We start from the raw sequence: 15,530 nt of genomic DNA on the forward strand, positions 1-15,530 counted from the left end.
GTGCCCTGCCACGGCATCGGCCCTGGGTCTCAGGCCTGCGTGTAGGCCGTCTTGACCGTGGTGTAGAACTCGGCCGCATAAGCGCCTTGCTCGCGCGGCCCATAGCTCGAACCCTTACGCCCTCCAAACGGCACGTGGTAGTCCACGCCTGCCGTGGGCAGGTTGACCATCACCATCCCGGCCTGCGCATGGCGTTTGAAATGCGTGGCGTACTTCAGGCTGGTGGTGGCAATGCCGGCGGACAAACCGAACGGCGTATCGTTGGCGCAGTGCAGCGCCTCCTCGTAATCCTTCACCCTCAGCACACTGACCACCGGGCCGAAGATTTCTTCGCGGTTGATGCGCATCTGCGGCGTCGTCTCGGTGAACAACGCCGGGCTGAGGTAGTAGCCAGGTGCACCATCGGAGCTGAGCTCGATGTGCTGCCCACCGGCGGCCAAGCGAGCCCCTTCTTGCTGCCCGATGGCCAAGTATTCCAAGTCTTGCGCCAGCTGCCGCTCGTCCACCACGGGGCCGATGTCGGTGCCCGCTTTGCGCGCATCATCCACCTTGAGCGCACGCATGCGCTCGATCATCGCGGCCACGAAGCGGTCATGGATGCCCTCGGTGACGATCACCCGCGAAGACGCCGTGCAGCGCTGACCGGTCGAGAAGAAGCCACTGTTGATCGCGCAACTGACGGCGACGTTCAAGTCGGCATCGTCCAACACCACGAAAGGATTCTTGCCGCCCATCTCGAGCTGGAATTTGGCGCCCCGGGCCACACAAGCCTGCGCCACTTGGCGCCCGGTGGCCACCGAACCGGTGAAGCTGATGGCCGCCACGCGCGGGTCGTCCAGCAGCACCTGACCCACGTCGCGGCCGCGGCCCATGACCAGGTTGAACACCCCGGCAGGCACACCGGCACGGTGCAAGATGTCGGCCAAGGCCCAGGCCGAACCGGGCACCAGCTCGGCCGGCTTCAGCACCACGGTATTGCCATAGGCCAGTGCCGGAGCCACTTTCCAAGCGGGAATGGCGATCGGGAAATTCCACGGCGTGATCAGGCCCACCACCCCCAGCGGCTCGCGGGTGACTTCCACGCCCACCCCTGGGCGCACCGAAGGCAGCACATCACCGGCACCGCGCAGCGCCTCACCGGCAAAGTACTTGAAGATGTTGCCGGCACGCACCACTTCACCGATGGCCTCAGGCAGGGTCTTGCCCTCCTCACGGGCCAGCAAATCACCCAACTCGTTGCGCCGCGCCAGGATTTCGCTGCCGACCGCATCCAGGATGTCGAAGCGCTGCTGCGGCGTGGTCTGCGACCAGCTCGGGAAGGCCGCCTCGGCCGCGGCCACCGCCTCGCGGGCCTGCGCCGCATCGGCTTGGGCATATTCGCCGATCACATCCCGTGTGTCCGACGGGTTGATGTTGCGGGTGACACTCGGGCCTTCCACCCACTGGCCGTTGATGAGGTTCTTGAACATGGCGTTGTGCGTTCAGCGGACCAGACAAGGCCGCTTGGGATCGAAAGTCCAGTTGGGAATCAGGTATTGCATGGCGATGGCGTCGTCACGCGCGCCCAGACCGTGCTCAAGGTAGAGCCGATGGGCTTTCTCCACCTCGGCCATGTCCAGCTCGACGCCCAGGCCCGGCTTGTTTGGCACCTCGACGAAGCCGCCACGGATCTGCAACGGCTCTTTCGTGAGGCGTTGGCCGTCCTGCCAGATCCAGTGCGTGTCGATGGCCGTGACGCGACCCGGCGCCGCCGCGGCCACATGCGTGAACATCGCCAGCGACACATCGAAGTGGTTGTTCGAGTGCGAGCCCCAAGTCAGGCCCCAGTCTCGGCAGGTCTGCGCCACGCGCACCGAGCCCGATAGGGTCCAGAAGTGCGGGTCGGCCAACGGAATGTCCACCGCTTGCACGGCCAGCGCATGCACCATTTGTCGCCAATCGGTGGCGATCATGTTGGTGGCCGTCGGCAGCCCCGTGGCACGGCGGAACTCGGCCATCACCTCGCGGCCGGAAAACCCGTTTTCCGCACCGCAGGGGTCCTCGGCATAGGCCAGCACGCCGTGCAAATCTCGCATCAAACGGATGGCGTCTTTCAGCCACCATCCTCCGTTGGGGTCCAGCGTCACACGGGCCGTTGGGAAGCGCTCGTGCAAAGCCCGCACCGCCTCCACCTCCTCCTCGCCGCGCAACACGCCGCCCTTGAGCTTGAAGTCATTGAAGCCATAGCGTGCATGCGCCGCTTCGGCTTGGCGCACAATGGCCTGCGGCGTCAATGCACACTCATTGCGCACCCCGAACCAGGGATCGTCTTGCGGTTCGTCCTTGGGGCTGCGGTAGGGCAAGTCCGTGCGGGTGCGGTCGCCCACGAAGAAGAGATAGCCCAGCATCTCCACCTTGTCGCGCTGCTGGCCTTCACCCAGCAAAGCGGCCACCGGCACCCCCAAGTGCTGGCCCAGCAGATCGAGCAGCGCCGACTCCAAGGCCGCCACCGCGTGAATCGTGGTCCGCAGGTCAAACGTTTGCAGGCCCCGCCCCTCGCTGTCGCGGTCGGCGAAGGTCTGCTGCACCCGTTGCAACACCTGCTTGTACGCGCCCACCGGCTGGCCGACCACCAAGGGGCGAGCCTCCTCCAGGGTCTGCCGGATCTTTTCGCCGCCAGGCACTTCGCCGACCCCAGTGCGCCCGGCGCTGTCGGTCAACACCACCAGATTGCGAGTGAAAAACGGGCCGTGCGCACCGCTCAGATTCAGCAGCATGCTGTCGCGTCCGGCCACGGGGATGGCGCGCAGGTCCGTGATGCGGGGGGTATCGTTCAAAGACATGGAAACTCCATCGATCCAAGGCGGTTGCGCAGCCGCCTCCGCGGCGGCCACGCTTCCTGCCGCCTGGGTTCAGTCGGCCGTGATGTTGCGCGCCTTGATCAGCGTGCGCCAACGCTCATACTCGGCGCGCTGGAAGCTGGCGAACTGCTCGGGCGTGTTGGCCACCAGCTCGAAACCGACCGAGACGAACTGGTCACGCACCTGCGGATCGTTGATCGCGTTGACCAACGCCGCATGCAACTTGCTCTTGACCTCTGCCGGCAACCCTCTGGGGGCTGCGATGCCCTGCCAAGAGAACACATTGGCGCCTTTGATGCCGGATTCCTCCAGCGTGGGCACCTCCGGCAACAGCTTGGAGCGCTGTGCGGACGTGATCGCCAAAGCACGCAGCTTGCCCGAGCGCACGTGCTGAATGATCGCGTTGATGTTTTGGAACGAGGCATCGACCTGTGCGCCCAACAGATCCGAGATCGCCGGGGCGCCGCCGCGGTAGGGCACATGAATGCCCGTGGTGCCCGTCTGCTGCCAGAACAGTTCGGCCGTCAGATGGTCCGACGAGCCGTTGCCCGAAGACGCAAACGTCATCTTGCCCGGGTGGGCCTTCAAATGGGCCAGCACGTCGCTCAACGACTTGAACGGTGAGGCCGCTGGCACCACCAGCACGTTGGGGGCCTGCACGGCCACGGTCAGCAGATCGAAATCCTTGGTCGCGTCATACGGTACGCTCTTGAGCAAGTGCGGCGCGATCACGTAGGGCCCGAGCGAGGCCACCAGCAGCGTGTGGCCATCGGGCTCCGATCGAGCCACCAAGCCCGCACCAATGGTGCCTGTGGCTCCAGGCTTGTTGTCCACGATGACCGTCTGCCCCAGCTGCTGCTGCAGCTTGGGGCCGATGGCGCGCGCCAAGGTGTCGGTCGAGCCTCCCGGCGGGAAAGGCACGACCAACGTGATCGTCTTGGTGGGCCAGGCCAAGGCATTGGCAGCAAGCCCCACACCCAGGGCCACGGCGGCCAGCCACTTCATGGTTCGGTTCATCGACGTCTCCTCTGAGGTTTGCAAAACAACATCACTGAGGCCCGAGCTTGTCGATCAGCGCTCGCAGCTGCTCGACTTCCGCAGGTTGAAGGTCTGACAGCGGCGGCCTCACCGGCCCGGCACTGCGGCCCACCACGGCCGCACCGGCTTTGACGATGCTCACCGCATAGCCTTGCCCCTTGTTGCGCAGCTCGACATAGGGGAGGAAGAACTCGCGCATCAGCCGCTCGGTCGTGGCGGTATCGCCTGCGGCATGGGCGTTGTAGAACTCGATCGCGGTGCGCGGGATGAAGTTGAACACCGCCGACGAGTACACCGGACAACCCATGGCCTTGTAGGCCGCGGCGAACACTTCCGCCGTGGGCAATCCGCCCAAGTAGGCGAAACGGTCGCCCAGACGCTGACGAATGGTGACGAACGCCTCGATGTCACCGATGCCGTCTTTGAAGCCGATCAGGTTCGGGCAGCGCTCGGCCAAGCGCAGCAGTGAATCGGACGTCAAGCGGCAGGCGCCGCGGTTGTAGACGATGACGCCAAGCTTCACGCTCTTGCACACCGCCTCGACATGGGCCACCAGCCCGTCCTGCGTGGCCTCGGTCAGGTAGTGCGGCAGCAGCAGCACGCCCTGCGCGCCCAGCCGCTCGGCCTCCTGGGCATACTGAATGGCCAGCGTCGTGCCGCCGCCAGCCCCCGCAATGATGGGCATGCGGCCCTTGCAGGTCTGCACCGCCACACGGATCACCTCTGCATACTCGCGCGGCGCCAGCGAGAAGAACTCGCCCGTGCCACCGGCTGCAAACAAGGCGCTGGCGCCATAGGGCATGAGCCACTCCAGGCGCTCGGCATAGGGCTTGGGCGCAAAGTGCAGGTCGGCATCGAAGTCCGTCAGCGGGAACGACAGCAGACCAGAAGAAATGGTGCGTTGCAGGTCTTGAGGGCTCATGGACAGGCTCACAGGGCTGGAAGAAAGACGCTCCGATCTGCAGTGACCGAGCGGATATGTTGTACGTCATCGTACAACTAACCCGGGCCGACGGCAAGTCTTGCGTGATCCGCGGTTCTACGTAGGCCGCCCCGCCGGCGGCCTCACCGGCTGGCGCCTTCGGCGGCCTCCTGGGCGCGACGCAGACGTTCGCGACTGTTGGACAGATGGGTGCGCATGGCCGCCCGAGCGGCCTCCGGGTCGCGGTTGGCAATGGCCACGACCACGCTCTCGTGCTCGGCCAACACTCGCAGCAAATACTCTCGACGCCCCTGCCCCGCCAACCGAGCGGAATTCACCCGCGCACGCGGAATCAGCATGTCGCCCAAGTGCTGCATCAAATCGACGAAATGCGGATTCTCGCTGGCGCGGGCGATCTCCATGTGCAGCGCCCGATCGGCAGCCACCGCATCCGTGCCTTCCTCGATGGCGCGAGCAAACGCGGCCTGCGCCTCGTGCATGGCCCGCAAATGAGCCTCGCTGCGTCGCACCGCCGCCAGCGCCGCGGCCTCGGCTTCCACCCCGATGCGCAGCTCCAGCACCGCGATCACATCGCGCAAGGTGGCCACCTGCTCCGGCGCGATACGGAAGCTCCCCCCGTCGCCCGTGCTGGCCACAAAGGTGCCGATGCCGTGGCGGGTTTGCACCAGCCCACTGGCCTGAAGCTTGGAAATCGCCTCGCGCACCACGGTACGACTCACGCCGAACTCTTCCATGATGGCCGCCTCGGTGGGCAACTTGTCACCGACGGCCCACTGCCCGGCACGGATGCGGGCACTCAAGGCATCGACGAGATCGAGCGCCAACGTGCGGGATTTGCGACGAACAGGGGGGGCAAGCGTGGACATGAAGCTCCGTGTAAACCCCAGGTCTTGCCATCTTGACAGCACCCAGGGGCTGAACGACGATTGTTGTACGACGACTGATGACGTATGTCAGCGTCTTCACGACTCTAGCAATCCAACCCTGGTTCCGCAAGCCGCCCATGCCTGCTTTGCATTGCACATCTCTACGCATCCCCCGTCTGCTGCTCACTGGCGCGGCCGGCGGCCTGGGTCGTGAACTGCGCTCTCGCTTGAAAGCCTACTGCGACGTTTTGCGAATCAGCGATATCGCCGAGCTGGGTGCAGCCGCCCCAGGCGAAGAATTGCGTCCAGTGGCACTGCAAGACAAAGCCGGGATGATCGACTTGCTGCACGGCGTGGATGCCGTGGTGCACCTTGGAGGCATCTCCACCGAGCAACCATGGGAACCCATCTTGCAGGCCAACATCGTTGGCGTCTATCACTTGTACGAGGCAGCGCGTCTCCAGGGAGTGCGGCGCATCGTCTTTGCCAGTTCCAACCATGTGACCGGGTTTTATCGGCAACACGAAGTGATCGACACCGAGGCCCCCGTGCGCCCCGACTCTCTGTACGGCGTGAGCAAGGCATTCGGCGAAAACTTGGCACGCTACTACTTCGACCGCTTCGGCATTGAAACGGTGGCGTTGCGCATAGGCTCGTCATTTCCCGAGCCGAAAGATCGCCGCATGCTCGCCACCTGGCTCAGCTATGACGATCTAGAACGACTCGTGGTCGCCAGCCTCACCGCCCCAGTGGTGGGCTTCACCGTGATCTATGGCATGTCGGACAACCGTACGAGTTGGTGGGACAACACCAAAGCGCGCCACATCGGTTACCGGCCGCAAGACAGCGCGGACACCTTCCGAGCCGCTGTCGAGGCCAGGCAGCCACAAATCGACCCCAACGACCCTGCAGCCGTTTTCCAAGGGGGCGTTTTCGTTCGCACCGGTCCATTCGAGTAGAGGAGACATCAGACATGAAAGCCATCCACCGCTCATTGCTTGCTGCCACCGTTGTGGCCGTGTCCACGCTGACCAGCGCCCAGACCTTGACGTTGAAAGCCGCTGACGTGCACCCGGCTGGCTATCCCACGGTTGTTGCCGTCGAAAACATGGGCAAGAAGCTTGAGACGGCCACCAACGGACGCATCAAGGTTCAGATGTTTCCAGGCGGAGTGCTCGGCGGGGAAAAAGAAATGATCGAGCAGACCCAGATCGGTGCCATCCATTTGCTGCGCACATCGCTGGGTCCCATCGGTCCGGTGGTGCCCGAGGTCAATGTGTTCAACATGCCCTTCATCTTCCGCAATCAGGCGCACATGCGCGCTGTACTCGACGGCCCGATCGGCACCGAAATGCTCGACAAGATCAGCGCTTCGCCAGCCCGCCTGGTGGCACTGGCCTGGATGGACAGCGGCTCGCGCAGCCTCTACACCAAAAAGCCCGTGCGCACTCCGGCCGACCTCAAGGGCCTGAAGATCCGCATGATGGGCAATCCGCTGTTCGTCGACACCATGAACGCCATGGGAGGCAACGGCATATCCATGGGCTATGGAGAAGTGTTCACCGCACTACAAACGAATGTCGTAGATGGTGCCGAAAACAATCCACCGAGCTACTTCACCAGCAACCACTACACCACCGGCGCCAAGTACTACACCCAGACCCACCACCTGATGATCCCGGAGATCCTGGTGATGTCCAAAGTCACCTGGGACAAGCTCTCGAAAGACGAGCAAGCCCTGGTGAAAAAGCTTGCGCGTGAAGCCCAGATGGAACAGAGGATGCTGTGGGACAAGGCCGTGGCGGAATATACCGAGAAGCTCAAGGCTGCTGGCGTCGAATTCATCAACATCGACACCCGCCCCTTCTACGAAGCCACCGCACCGGTGCGGGCAAAGTATGGCGCCCAATTCACCGAGCTCATGAAACGCATCGAGGCCGTTCAGTAAGGCAGTCGCGATGGACTCTCTTTACGTCCGACTGATGGACGCGCTGTACCTGGCGGCCATTTGGGCCGCTGGTATCGCGATCTTCCTCATGTCTCTCATCATTCCATGGGGGGTGTTCACCCGCTACGTGTTGGGCACCGGCTCTCAGTGGCCAGAACCCATCGCCATCCTGCTGATGATGCTTTTCACTTTCATTGGAGCCGCAGCGGCCTACCGGGCTGGGGGTCATATCGCGGTCAGCATACTCACCGAAAGGTTGCCTGCCTCTGCACGGCGAGTGATCGCCATCATGGTTGATGCAATGATGGTCGCAGCCTGCATTTTTGTCTTGTACTACGGCACACGCTTGTGCATGGCAACGATGGGCCAATCGATCAGCGAGCTGCCCTGGCTGCCCGTAGGGGTGACCTATGCCTCGCTGCCCATCGGCTCACTGCTGACGCTGCTTTTCGTGATCGAAAAGATCGTTTTCGGCCCCCAAACCGATCGACCCATCGTGCGCCATGAGGAACAGGAGGCCCACTGATGGATACTCTCGTCCTCCTGGGTAGCTTCTTTGGGCTGGTCCTGCTGGGCGTGCCTGTGGCGTACTCACTGGGCTTGGCAGCCCTGATCGGAGCCTTGTGGATCGATCTGCCGTTGGATGCGGTGATGATCCAAGTCGCCTCAGGGGTCAACAAGTTCTCCCTCTTGGCCATCCCTTTCTTTGTGCTGGCCGGCGCCATCATGGCCGAGGGCGGCATGGCGCGTCGCTTGGTGGACTTCGCCAACGTGCTGGTGGGTTTCATTCGCGGCGGACTGTCATTGGTGAACATTCTGGCCTCGACATTCTTCGGCGCGATCTCGGGTTCTTCGGTGGCCGACACAGCATCGGTCGGCTCGGTACTCATTCCCGAGATGGAGAAAAAGGGCTACCCGCGCACCTTCGCCACCGCGGTGACGGTCAGCGGATCAGTGCAAGCCATCTTGATTCCGCCTAGCCACAACGCAGTGCTGTACTCACTGGCCGCTGGGGGCACGGTGTCCATCGCCGCGTTGTTCATGGCCGGCGTCCTACCCGATTTGCTGCTGGGGATCACGCTGGCAATCATGTGTCTTGTGATCGCCCGGAAGAACAACTACCCCAAGGGTGAGGTCATCCCGCTGCGTCGGGCATTGAAGATCTGCGTCGACGCGCTGTGGGGTTTGATGACCATGGTCATCATTCTCGGCGGCATTCTCAGTGGCATTTTCACCGCCAATGAGTCTGCCTCGATTGCCGTGCTTTGGGCGTTTTTCGTGACGATGTTCGTCTACCGCGACTACAAGTGGCGCGACCTCCCCAAGCTCGTTCACCGAACGGTCAAGACGGTCACTGTGGTGATGATCCTGATCGGCTTTGCTGCAGCCTTCGGCTATCTGATGACCCTGATGCAGATTCCGATGAAGGTCACGGCATTCTTCACCAGCCTGTCGGACAACAAATGGGTCATCCTGCTGCTGATCAACCTGATGCTCCTGGTGCTGGGCTGCCTGATGGACATGTCGCCGCTCATCCTGATCTGCACGCCCATCCTGCTGCCGGTGGTCACCTCGCTGGGTATCGACCCGGTGCACTTTGGAATGATCATGATGATCAACCTGGGCATTGGACTCATCACCCCTCCAGTAGGCACCGTGCTATTCGTTGGCAGCGCTGTGGCCAAACTACCGCTTGGCGTGGTCTCCAAGACCCTGCTGCCCTTTTTCGTCGCACTGTTCATTGTGCTGATGATGGTGACCTACATCCCGTGGCTATCGCTGTGGCTGCCGCGGGCCATGGGGTTGTGACGTGGCAACACGGCTGGTTGTGGTCTCATGCGCTGACAGCGGCGAGCTGCACTCGCTGGCATTGTCCTCGGAGGGTCGGCTAACGCCTCGTCAGCGTTTGAGCTTGGGGGGCAGCCTGATGCCCATGGCTGTTCATCCAGCCCAGCATCGGCTGTACATCGCTCGGCGCAGCGACCCTTTGGCCGTCATCAGCCTTGCCATCGATCGCGACGGCACCCTCACTCCGCTGGCGGAAACCTCAATGCCGGCCAGCATGGCCTACTTGGCCTGTGATCGAGACGGCCGCTACCTATTGGCCGCATCTTACGGCGCCGATTGCATCAGCATCGGCCCCATCGACCATGAGGGCGTGGCAAGAGCCGTCGAGCAAATCCTGCCCACGGGACGCCACGCCCACGCCGTCGTACCCGACCCGGCCAATCGCTACGTTTATGCCACCAGCTTGGGCAGCAACCTCATCCACCGCTACCGTCTGCAGCAGGGCCGTCTGCTCGAGACGGAGCCCGCCACGATCGGGGTACGCGCGGGGTCTGGTCCGCGGCACCTGGTCTTCCACCCAGGTGGTCGCTGGCTCTATCTGCTGAACGAGCTGGATGCAGGACTCGACACCTTCGACGTCGAGCCAGAAACAGGGCTGTTGTATTGGCGGCATCGTGTCAGTGTTCTTCCGCCTGGCTTTTCCGGTCAACCCTGGGCCGCCGAACTGCGCCTGTCTGCCGGAGCACACCGACTGCTGGCCACTGAACGCCGATCGAGCACGCTGTCGGTGTTTGACGTGGCCACCGAGCCGGGCCAGCCCCGTCTGCTGGCGCAAATCCCCACTGAAGCTCAACCACGTGGCATGCAAGTGACGCCCGATGCCAAGCTGGCCGTCGTCGCCGGTCAGGCTTCTCATCACATCACCGCCTACCTCCTGGACATGCGTACCGGCGCGCTCGTCGCGAGCGACCGAGCGCGTGTAGGCCTGAACCCCAACTGGGTCGAGATTCTCGACCTCTCACCGTGATACCCCTGAAAACGACCTCCTTGTTTGATCCTTCCTGATTTGGAACCTCACCATGCGTTTACATCGTCGCACCCTGATCGGCGTAGCTTTGGCCAGCGCTGCGTGCTTTGGACTGCCGGCCCATGCGCAAGACAGTTGGCCCTCCAAACCTATAAAGATTGTCGTGCCCTTTGCCCCGGGCGGCACCTCTGACATCCTCGCCCGCACATTGGCCGAGAGACTTCAAGTCGCGCTCAAGCAAACCGTAGTGATCGAAAACAAGGCTGGCGCTGGCGGTGTCATTGGCGCAGACTCGGTGGCCAAGGCTGCTCCTGATGGCTACACCTTTCTGCTCGGCACCATCGCCAGCCACGCGATCAACCCAGTGCTGCAACCCAAAATTCCCTACGATGCCACCAAAGACTTCGCACCGATCATGCTGCTGGGCAGCATCTCCAACGTGCTCTTGGTCGGGGCCGATCAACCCTACAAGACGGTGGCCGACCTGATCGCCGCTGCAAAGTCCAAGCCCGGCACCATCGCCTTCGGTTCGGCTGGCACCGGCAGCTCGCAACACATGTCCGGCGAAGCCTTCAAGCTGCTGGCCGGCGCGCAACTCACCCACGTGCCGTACCGAGGTAGCGCCCCCGCCATCCAGGACTTGATCGGCGGCCAAATCCCGGTCAGCTTCGAGACGGTGACCGTGGCCTTGCCTCACATCCAATCGGGCAAAGTGCGGGCGCTGGCGGTCACCTCGGCCACACGCAGCCGCGCGCTACCGGATGTACCAACCATGCAAGAAGCAGGCGTGGCAGGTTTTGACGTCGTCAGCTGGCAAGCGTTCTACGCACCGGCGGGCACACCGCCATCGATCATCCAGCGCATGCACCGCGAACTGGCCGCCATCATCGCCACCCCCGATGTCAAATCCCGCATGGAAAGTCTGGGCCTGGAGCATCGCCCCAACACCCCGGAGGACTTTGCAGAATTCGGTCGCAAAGAACTCGTCAAATGGGGCCGGATTGTCAAAGAAGGCAACGTAAAGCCCTGAGGACGCAATGACTCGTCCGATCCTGATCCGCATCCACCCCGCCGACAACGTGGCCATCGTGGCCAACGAAGGCGGCTTGCCGGCGGGCACTGTCGTCGATGGTCTGACGCTGCGTGAACATGTGCCCCAAGCTCACAAGGTCGCGTTGGTCGATCTGCCGCAGGGTGCGGCGGTGCGGCGCTACAACGTGCCGATCGGCTACGCCGTGCGCGACATTCCGGCCGGCAGCTGGGTGCACGAGCGGCTGCTCCATATGCCCGCGGCCCGTCCGCTGGACGACCTGCCCATGGCCACGGTGCGCGCCCCGGCCATGGCGCCCTTGGAGGGCTACACCTTCGAGGGCTATCGCAACCCCGACGGCTCGGTGGGCACGCGCAACATCCTGGCCATCACACAGACGGTGCAATGCGTCGCGGGAGTGACCGCGTTCGCAGTCCAGCGCATCAAGCAAGAGCTGCTGCCCAAGTATCCGAACGTCGATGACGTGGTGGCGCTGGAGCACGGTTACGGCTGCGGCGTGGCCATCGACGCGCCCGATGCGGTGATCCCCATCCGCACCCTGCGCAATCTGGCGCGCAACCCCAATTTCGGCGGCGAGGTGATGGTCGTCAGCCTGGGCTGCGAGAAGCTGCAACCCGAGAGGCTGCTGCCGCCGGGCAGCATTCCCATCGATGATCATCGCAGCAGCAGCCTGGACGTGGTTTGCCTGCAAGACGAGGCTCACGTGGGCTTTCATTCGATGGTCGATGCGTTGATGCGTCAGGCCGAGGTGCATCTGCAACGCCTGAACGCCCGCCGGCGCGAGACCGTGCCCGCCAGCGAATTGGTCGTGGGCGTGCAGTGCGGCGGCAGCGATGCCTTCTCCGGTGTCACCGCCAATCCGGCCGTGGGCTTTTGCACCGACTTGCTGGTGCGTGCCGGGGCCACGGTGATGTTTTCCGAAGTGACCGAGGTGCGCGACGGCATCGACCAGCTCACCTCACGCGCCGCCACCCCCGAGGTGGCGCAAGCCATGATCGAACAAATGGCTTGGTATGACGCCTACCTCAAGCGGGGCCAGGTCGATCGCAGCGCCAACACCACTCCCGGCAACAAAAAGGGCGGGTTGTCCAACATCGTCGAAAAAGCGATGGGCTCGATCATCAAAAGCGGCACCGCGCCGATCATGGGAGTGGTGCCTCCGGGTGAGCGCGCCGGTCAACGTGGCTTGCTCTATGCCGCCACGCCCGCCAGCGACTTCATCTGCGGCACCTTGCAATTGGCCGCCGGCATGAACGTGCATGTCTTTACCACCGGCCGTGGCACGCCCTATGGCCTGGCGGCCTGCCCGGTGATCAAGGTGGCCACGCGCACCGAGCTGGCCCGCCGCTGGCACGATCTCATGGACATCAATGCCGGCCGCATCGCCGACGGACAGGCCAGCATCGCAGACGTGGGCTGGGAGCTTTTCCATTTCATTCTCGACGTGGCCAGCGGCCGCAAAAAGACCTGGGCCGAGCACTGGAAGCTGCACAACGCGCTGGTGCTGTTCAATCCAGCGCCGGTGACCTAAACACGCCATCCTCCACCATGCGACACGGCCAGGGGCTTTGGGTCCCTGGCCGGGGCCGGCCAAACTTTCGGCACACAATGTCCGTTTCGTGTGACGATTTCGTTTGCCCTCATGGCCATGTGGATGCCCCCGTTTTTTGCTCCGGAACGCTTCGACGACCCACACGCCGCGCTGCAACGCGTGCGCACCATCTATGAGCACAGCCTTGCGCACCTGCGTCAAGCCTTGCAACGCTACACCGCCGGAGAGGATTTCACGCAGCGCGTGCGCGCCTGCTATCCCTACGTGCGGGTGCGCACCGAGACGGTGGCCCGGGCCGACTCGCGCCTGTCTTACGGCTTCGTCGCCGGCCCAGGCACCTACGAAACCACCTTGACCCGGCCGGACCTGTACGAAGACTATTACCTGGAGCAGTTCCGGCTGCTGCTGCGCAACCACGGCGTGCCGCTGGAAGTGGGCACGAGCCAGCAACCGATCCCCGTGCACTTCGCGGTGGACGGCTCCGATCACGTGGAAGGTCAGCTGGATGCGGCCCGCCGCCTGCGGCTGCGCGATCTGTTCGATCTGCCCGATTTGGGCGCGATGGATGACGGCATCGCCAATGGCACCTACGAGCCCGCACCGGGCGAGCCGCGCCCGCTGGCCCTGTTCACTGCACCGCGCGTGGACTACTCGTTGCACCGCCTGCGCCACTACACCGGCACCGCGCCCGAGCATTTTCAGAATTTCGTGCTGTTCACGAACTACCAGTTCTACATCGACGAGTTCGTGCGCCTGGGCCGCGAGCTGATGACGCAGGCGCCCAACCAGGGGGCGCTGTTCACCCCCTCCAAAGACGCCGCGGCCGACGACGGCTATGTGGCCTTCGTCGAGCCCGGCAATGTGATCACACGCCGCCGCGGCGAGGCCCCCGAGCCCGAGGACGCGCTGGGCGCGCCGCCGCCGCGCCTGCCGCAAATGCCGGCCTACCACCTGGTGCGACGCGACCGTGCGGGCATCACGATGGTCAATATCGGTGTGGGTCCGGCCAATGCCAAGACCATCACCGACCACATCGCCGTGCTGCGGCCGCATGCATGGATCATGCTGGGTCACTGCGCCGGCTTGCGCAACAGCCAGCAGCTGGGCGACTATGTGCTGGCCCACGGCTACGTGCGTGAAGACCATGTGCTGGACGAAGATTTGCCTCTGTGGGTGCCGATCCCGGCCCTGGCCGAGATCCAGATTGCGCTGCAAACCGCCGTGGCCGACATCACACAACTGAGCGGCTACGAGCTCAAGCGGATCTTGCGCACCGGCACGGTGGCCAGCACCGACAACCGCAACTGGGAGCTGCTGCCGCACCGCACCCCCGAGCGCCGCTTCAGCCAGAGCCGCGCCGTGGCGCTGGACATGGAAAGCGCCACCGTGGCAGCCAATGGTTTCCGCTTCCGCGTGCCCTACGGCACTTTGCTGTGCGTGAGCGACAAACCGCTGCACGGCGAGCTCAAGCTGCCAGGCATGGCCAACCAGTTTTACCGTGAGCGCGTGGACCAGCACCTGCGCATCGGCATCCGCGCCATCGAGATCCTGCGCGGCCAGGGCATCGACCGACTGCACAGCCGCAAGCTGCGCAGCTTCGCCGAGGTGGCCTTCCAGTGAGCGACCTCAAAAACTGCCCGTGAACTGGTAGCGCGAGGCCGGATGCCACATCGCCGCCACCGAGGCCACCTGACCCAGCGAATGGGTCTGGCGGCGCAGCACCAGGCAGGGCTCGTGCGGCCCCATGTGCAGCAGCTCACCAATCTCCTTGGGGGGCAAGCAGGCCTCGATGGCAAAGCGCACGCCTTGCAGCGGCGCCACGCGCATCAGGTAGGCATTGGGCGTCTGGCTGCGGAAGTCCTGGGCCATGTAGTCAGGCGCCACCAGGGGATTGACGTAGCGGTCTTCCACCTGGATGGGCAGATCGTTTTCGTAGTGCACCACCACCGAATGGAACAGCAACGCGCGTGAGGGCAGCCCGAATTGGCGCGCCAGCGCTTCGGTGGCCTTGCAGCGCTCGAGCAGCTGCAGTTCGCTGCGATGCACATGGCCGCGCGCAGCCACCTCGTCGGCGATGTTGCGGATCTCCACCAGCGTGGACTGGTACTTCTGCTGGGCCACGAAGGTGCCCGAGCCCTGCACCCGCACGACGATCTGCTCATCGCTGAGCTCGCGGATCGCGCGGTTGACTGTCATGCGCGAGACACCGAACTCCCGCGCCAGCGCCTCTTCGCCGGGGATGGCTTCGCCCTCCTTCCACTGCCCGCTTTGGATGCGTTCGAGCACATGGGCCTTGATGGCCTGGTAGGCCGGCAGGCGGGCCCCGTCGGCGGACCGGGAAGGCATGTTCATCCTAGGGAAATCACCAAGACGTTCTGCGGCCGATTGTATTGACGGCCTTCGGTGTCGACAAACAAAATGTATATACAACTTTTTGACAATATGAACCTACTTGTATAGGTTCATCACAACCAAGG

Annotated in this window: 14 protein-coding genes; 8 read left to right on the plus strand and 6 right to left on the minus strand. The window is 63.7% G+C overall.

Annotation, left to right across the window (positions count from 1 at the left end):
* Positions 1 to 29 precede the first annotated feature (29 nt).
* From CTA01S_RS06390 to CTA01S_RS06410, 5 genes are all read right to left on the minus strand, one after another.
* Positions 30 to 1,469 (minus strand): aldehyde dehydrogenase family protein, encoded by a 1,440-nt coding sequence (locus CTA01S_RS06390; RefSeq protein ID WP_062193477.1) that lies wholly within the window; start codon positions 1,467 to 1,469, stop codon positions 30 to 32.
* A gap of 12 nt (positions 1,470 to 1,481) precedes the next feature.
* On the minus strand, positions 1,482 to 2,822 hold the full coding sequence (gene gudD / locus CTA01S_RS06395; RefSeq protein WP_062193481.1) for a glucarate dehydratase: 1,341 nt from the start codon (positions 2,820 to 2,822) through the stop codon (positions 1,482 to 1,484).
* A 69-nt stretch (positions 2,823 to 2,891) separates the two neighbouring features.
* Positions 2,892 to 3,857 carry a Bug family tripartite tricarboxylate transporter substrate binding protein gene (locus tag CTA01S_RS06400; protein ID WP_019561221.1) on the minus strand — a complete coding sequence of 322 codons (966 nt, stop codon included), beginning with the start codon at positions 3,855 to 3,857 and terminating at the stop codon, positions 2,892 to 2,894.
* 31 nt (positions 3,858 to 3,888) lie between these two features.
* Entirely contained in the window at positions 3,889 to 4,800 is a 912-nt protein-coding gene (kdgD, locus tag CTA01S_RS06405) for a 5-dehydro-4-deoxyglucarate dehydratase (protein WP_062193484.1), read from the minus strand.
* Positions 4,801 to 4,943: 143 nt separating this feature from the next.
* Positions 4,944 to 5,687, minus strand: a complete 744-nt coding sequence (locus tag CTA01S_RS06410; RefSeq protein ID WP_033371326.1) for a FadR/GntR family transcriptional regulator — start codon at positions 5,685 to 5,687, stop codon at positions 4,944 to 4,946.
* Between the two features lie 137 nt (positions 5,688 to 5,824).
* Between CTA01S_RS06410 and CTA01S_RS06415 the strand changes: the two genes are divergently transcribed.
* The 8 genes from CTA01S_RS06415 (at position 5,825) to CTA01S_RS06450 (ending at position 14,673) form a co-directional block, all read left to right on the plus strand.
* Positions 5,825 to 6,646 (plus strand): NAD-dependent epimerase/dehydratase family protein, encoded by an 822-nt coding sequence (locus CTA01S_RS06415; protein ID WP_062193489.1) that lies wholly within the window; start codon positions 5,825 to 5,827, stop codon positions 6,644 to 6,646.
* A 14-nt stretch (positions 6,647 to 6,660) separates the two neighbouring features.
* Positions 6,661 to 7,635, plus strand: coding sequence for a TRAP transporter substrate-binding protein (locus CTA01S_RS06420; protein ID WP_062193493.1), 975 nt, complete (start codon positions 6,661 to 6,663; stop codon positions 7,633 to 7,635).
* A 10-nt stretch (positions 7,636 to 7,645) separates the two neighbouring features.
* Positions 7,646 to 8,161, plus strand: coding sequence for a TRAP transporter small permease (locus tag CTA01S_RS06425; RefSeq protein WP_062193497.1), 516 nt, complete (start codon positions 7,646 to 7,648; stop codon positions 8,159 to 8,161).
* The gene (locus CTA01S_RS06430) at positions 8,161 to 9,444 is read left to right on the plus strand and encodes a TRAP transporter large permease (protein ID WP_062193502.1); all 1,284 of its coding nucleotides are present in this window, start codon (positions 8,161 to 8,163) and stop codon (positions 9,442 to 9,444) included. Before CTA01S_RS06425 ends, CTA01S_RS06430 begins: the two co-directional genes overlap by 1 nt.
* A gap of 19 nt (positions 9,445 to 9,463) precedes the next feature.
* A complete protein-coding gene (locus CTA01S_RS06435; RefSeq protein WP_198150793.1) occupies positions 9,464 to 10,450 on the plus strand; it encodes a lactonase family protein in 987 nt (328 codons plus the stop codon).
* Positions 10,451 to 10,502: 52 nt separating this feature from the next.
* Positions 10,503 to 11,480 carry a Bug family tripartite tricarboxylate transporter substrate binding protein gene (locus CTA01S_RS06440; RefSeq protein ID WP_062193509.1) on the plus strand — a complete coding sequence of 326 codons (978 nt, stop codon included), beginning with the start codon at positions 10,503 to 10,505 and terminating at the stop codon, positions 11,478 to 11,480.
* 7 nt (positions 11,481 to 11,487) lie between these two features.
* Positions 11,488 to 13,032 carry a galactarate dehydratase gene (garD, locus tag CTA01S_RS06445; protein WP_062193512.1) on the plus strand — a complete coding sequence of 515 codons (1,545 nt, stop codon included), beginning with the start codon at positions 11,488 to 11,490 and terminating at the stop codon, positions 13,030 to 13,032.
* A gap of 117 nt (positions 13,033 to 13,149) precedes the next feature.
* Entirely contained in the window at positions 13,150 to 14,673 is a 1,524-nt protein-coding gene (locus tag CTA01S_RS06450) for an AMP nucleosidase (RefSeq protein WP_026330381.1), read from the plus strand.
* A gap of 6 nt (positions 14,674 to 14,679) precedes the next feature.
* Here the strand turns inward: CTA01S_RS06450 and hutC are convergent, their stop codons facing one another.
* Positions 14,680 to 15,399 carry a histidine utilization transcriptional repressor HutC gene (hutC, locus tag CTA01S_RS06455; protein WP_062193611.1) on the minus strand — a complete coding sequence of 240 codons (720 nt, stop codon included), beginning with the start codon at positions 15,397 to 15,399 and terminating at the stop codon, positions 14,680 to 14,682.
* Positions 15,400 to 15,530 lie beyond the last annotated feature (131 nt).

The organism is Caldimonas taiwanensis NBRC 104434 (assembly GCF_001592165.1).
In the GTDB taxonomy this organism is placed as follows: domain Bacteria; phylum Pseudomonadota; class Gammaproteobacteria; order Burkholderiales; family Burkholderiaceae_C; genus Caldimonas; species Caldimonas manganoxidans.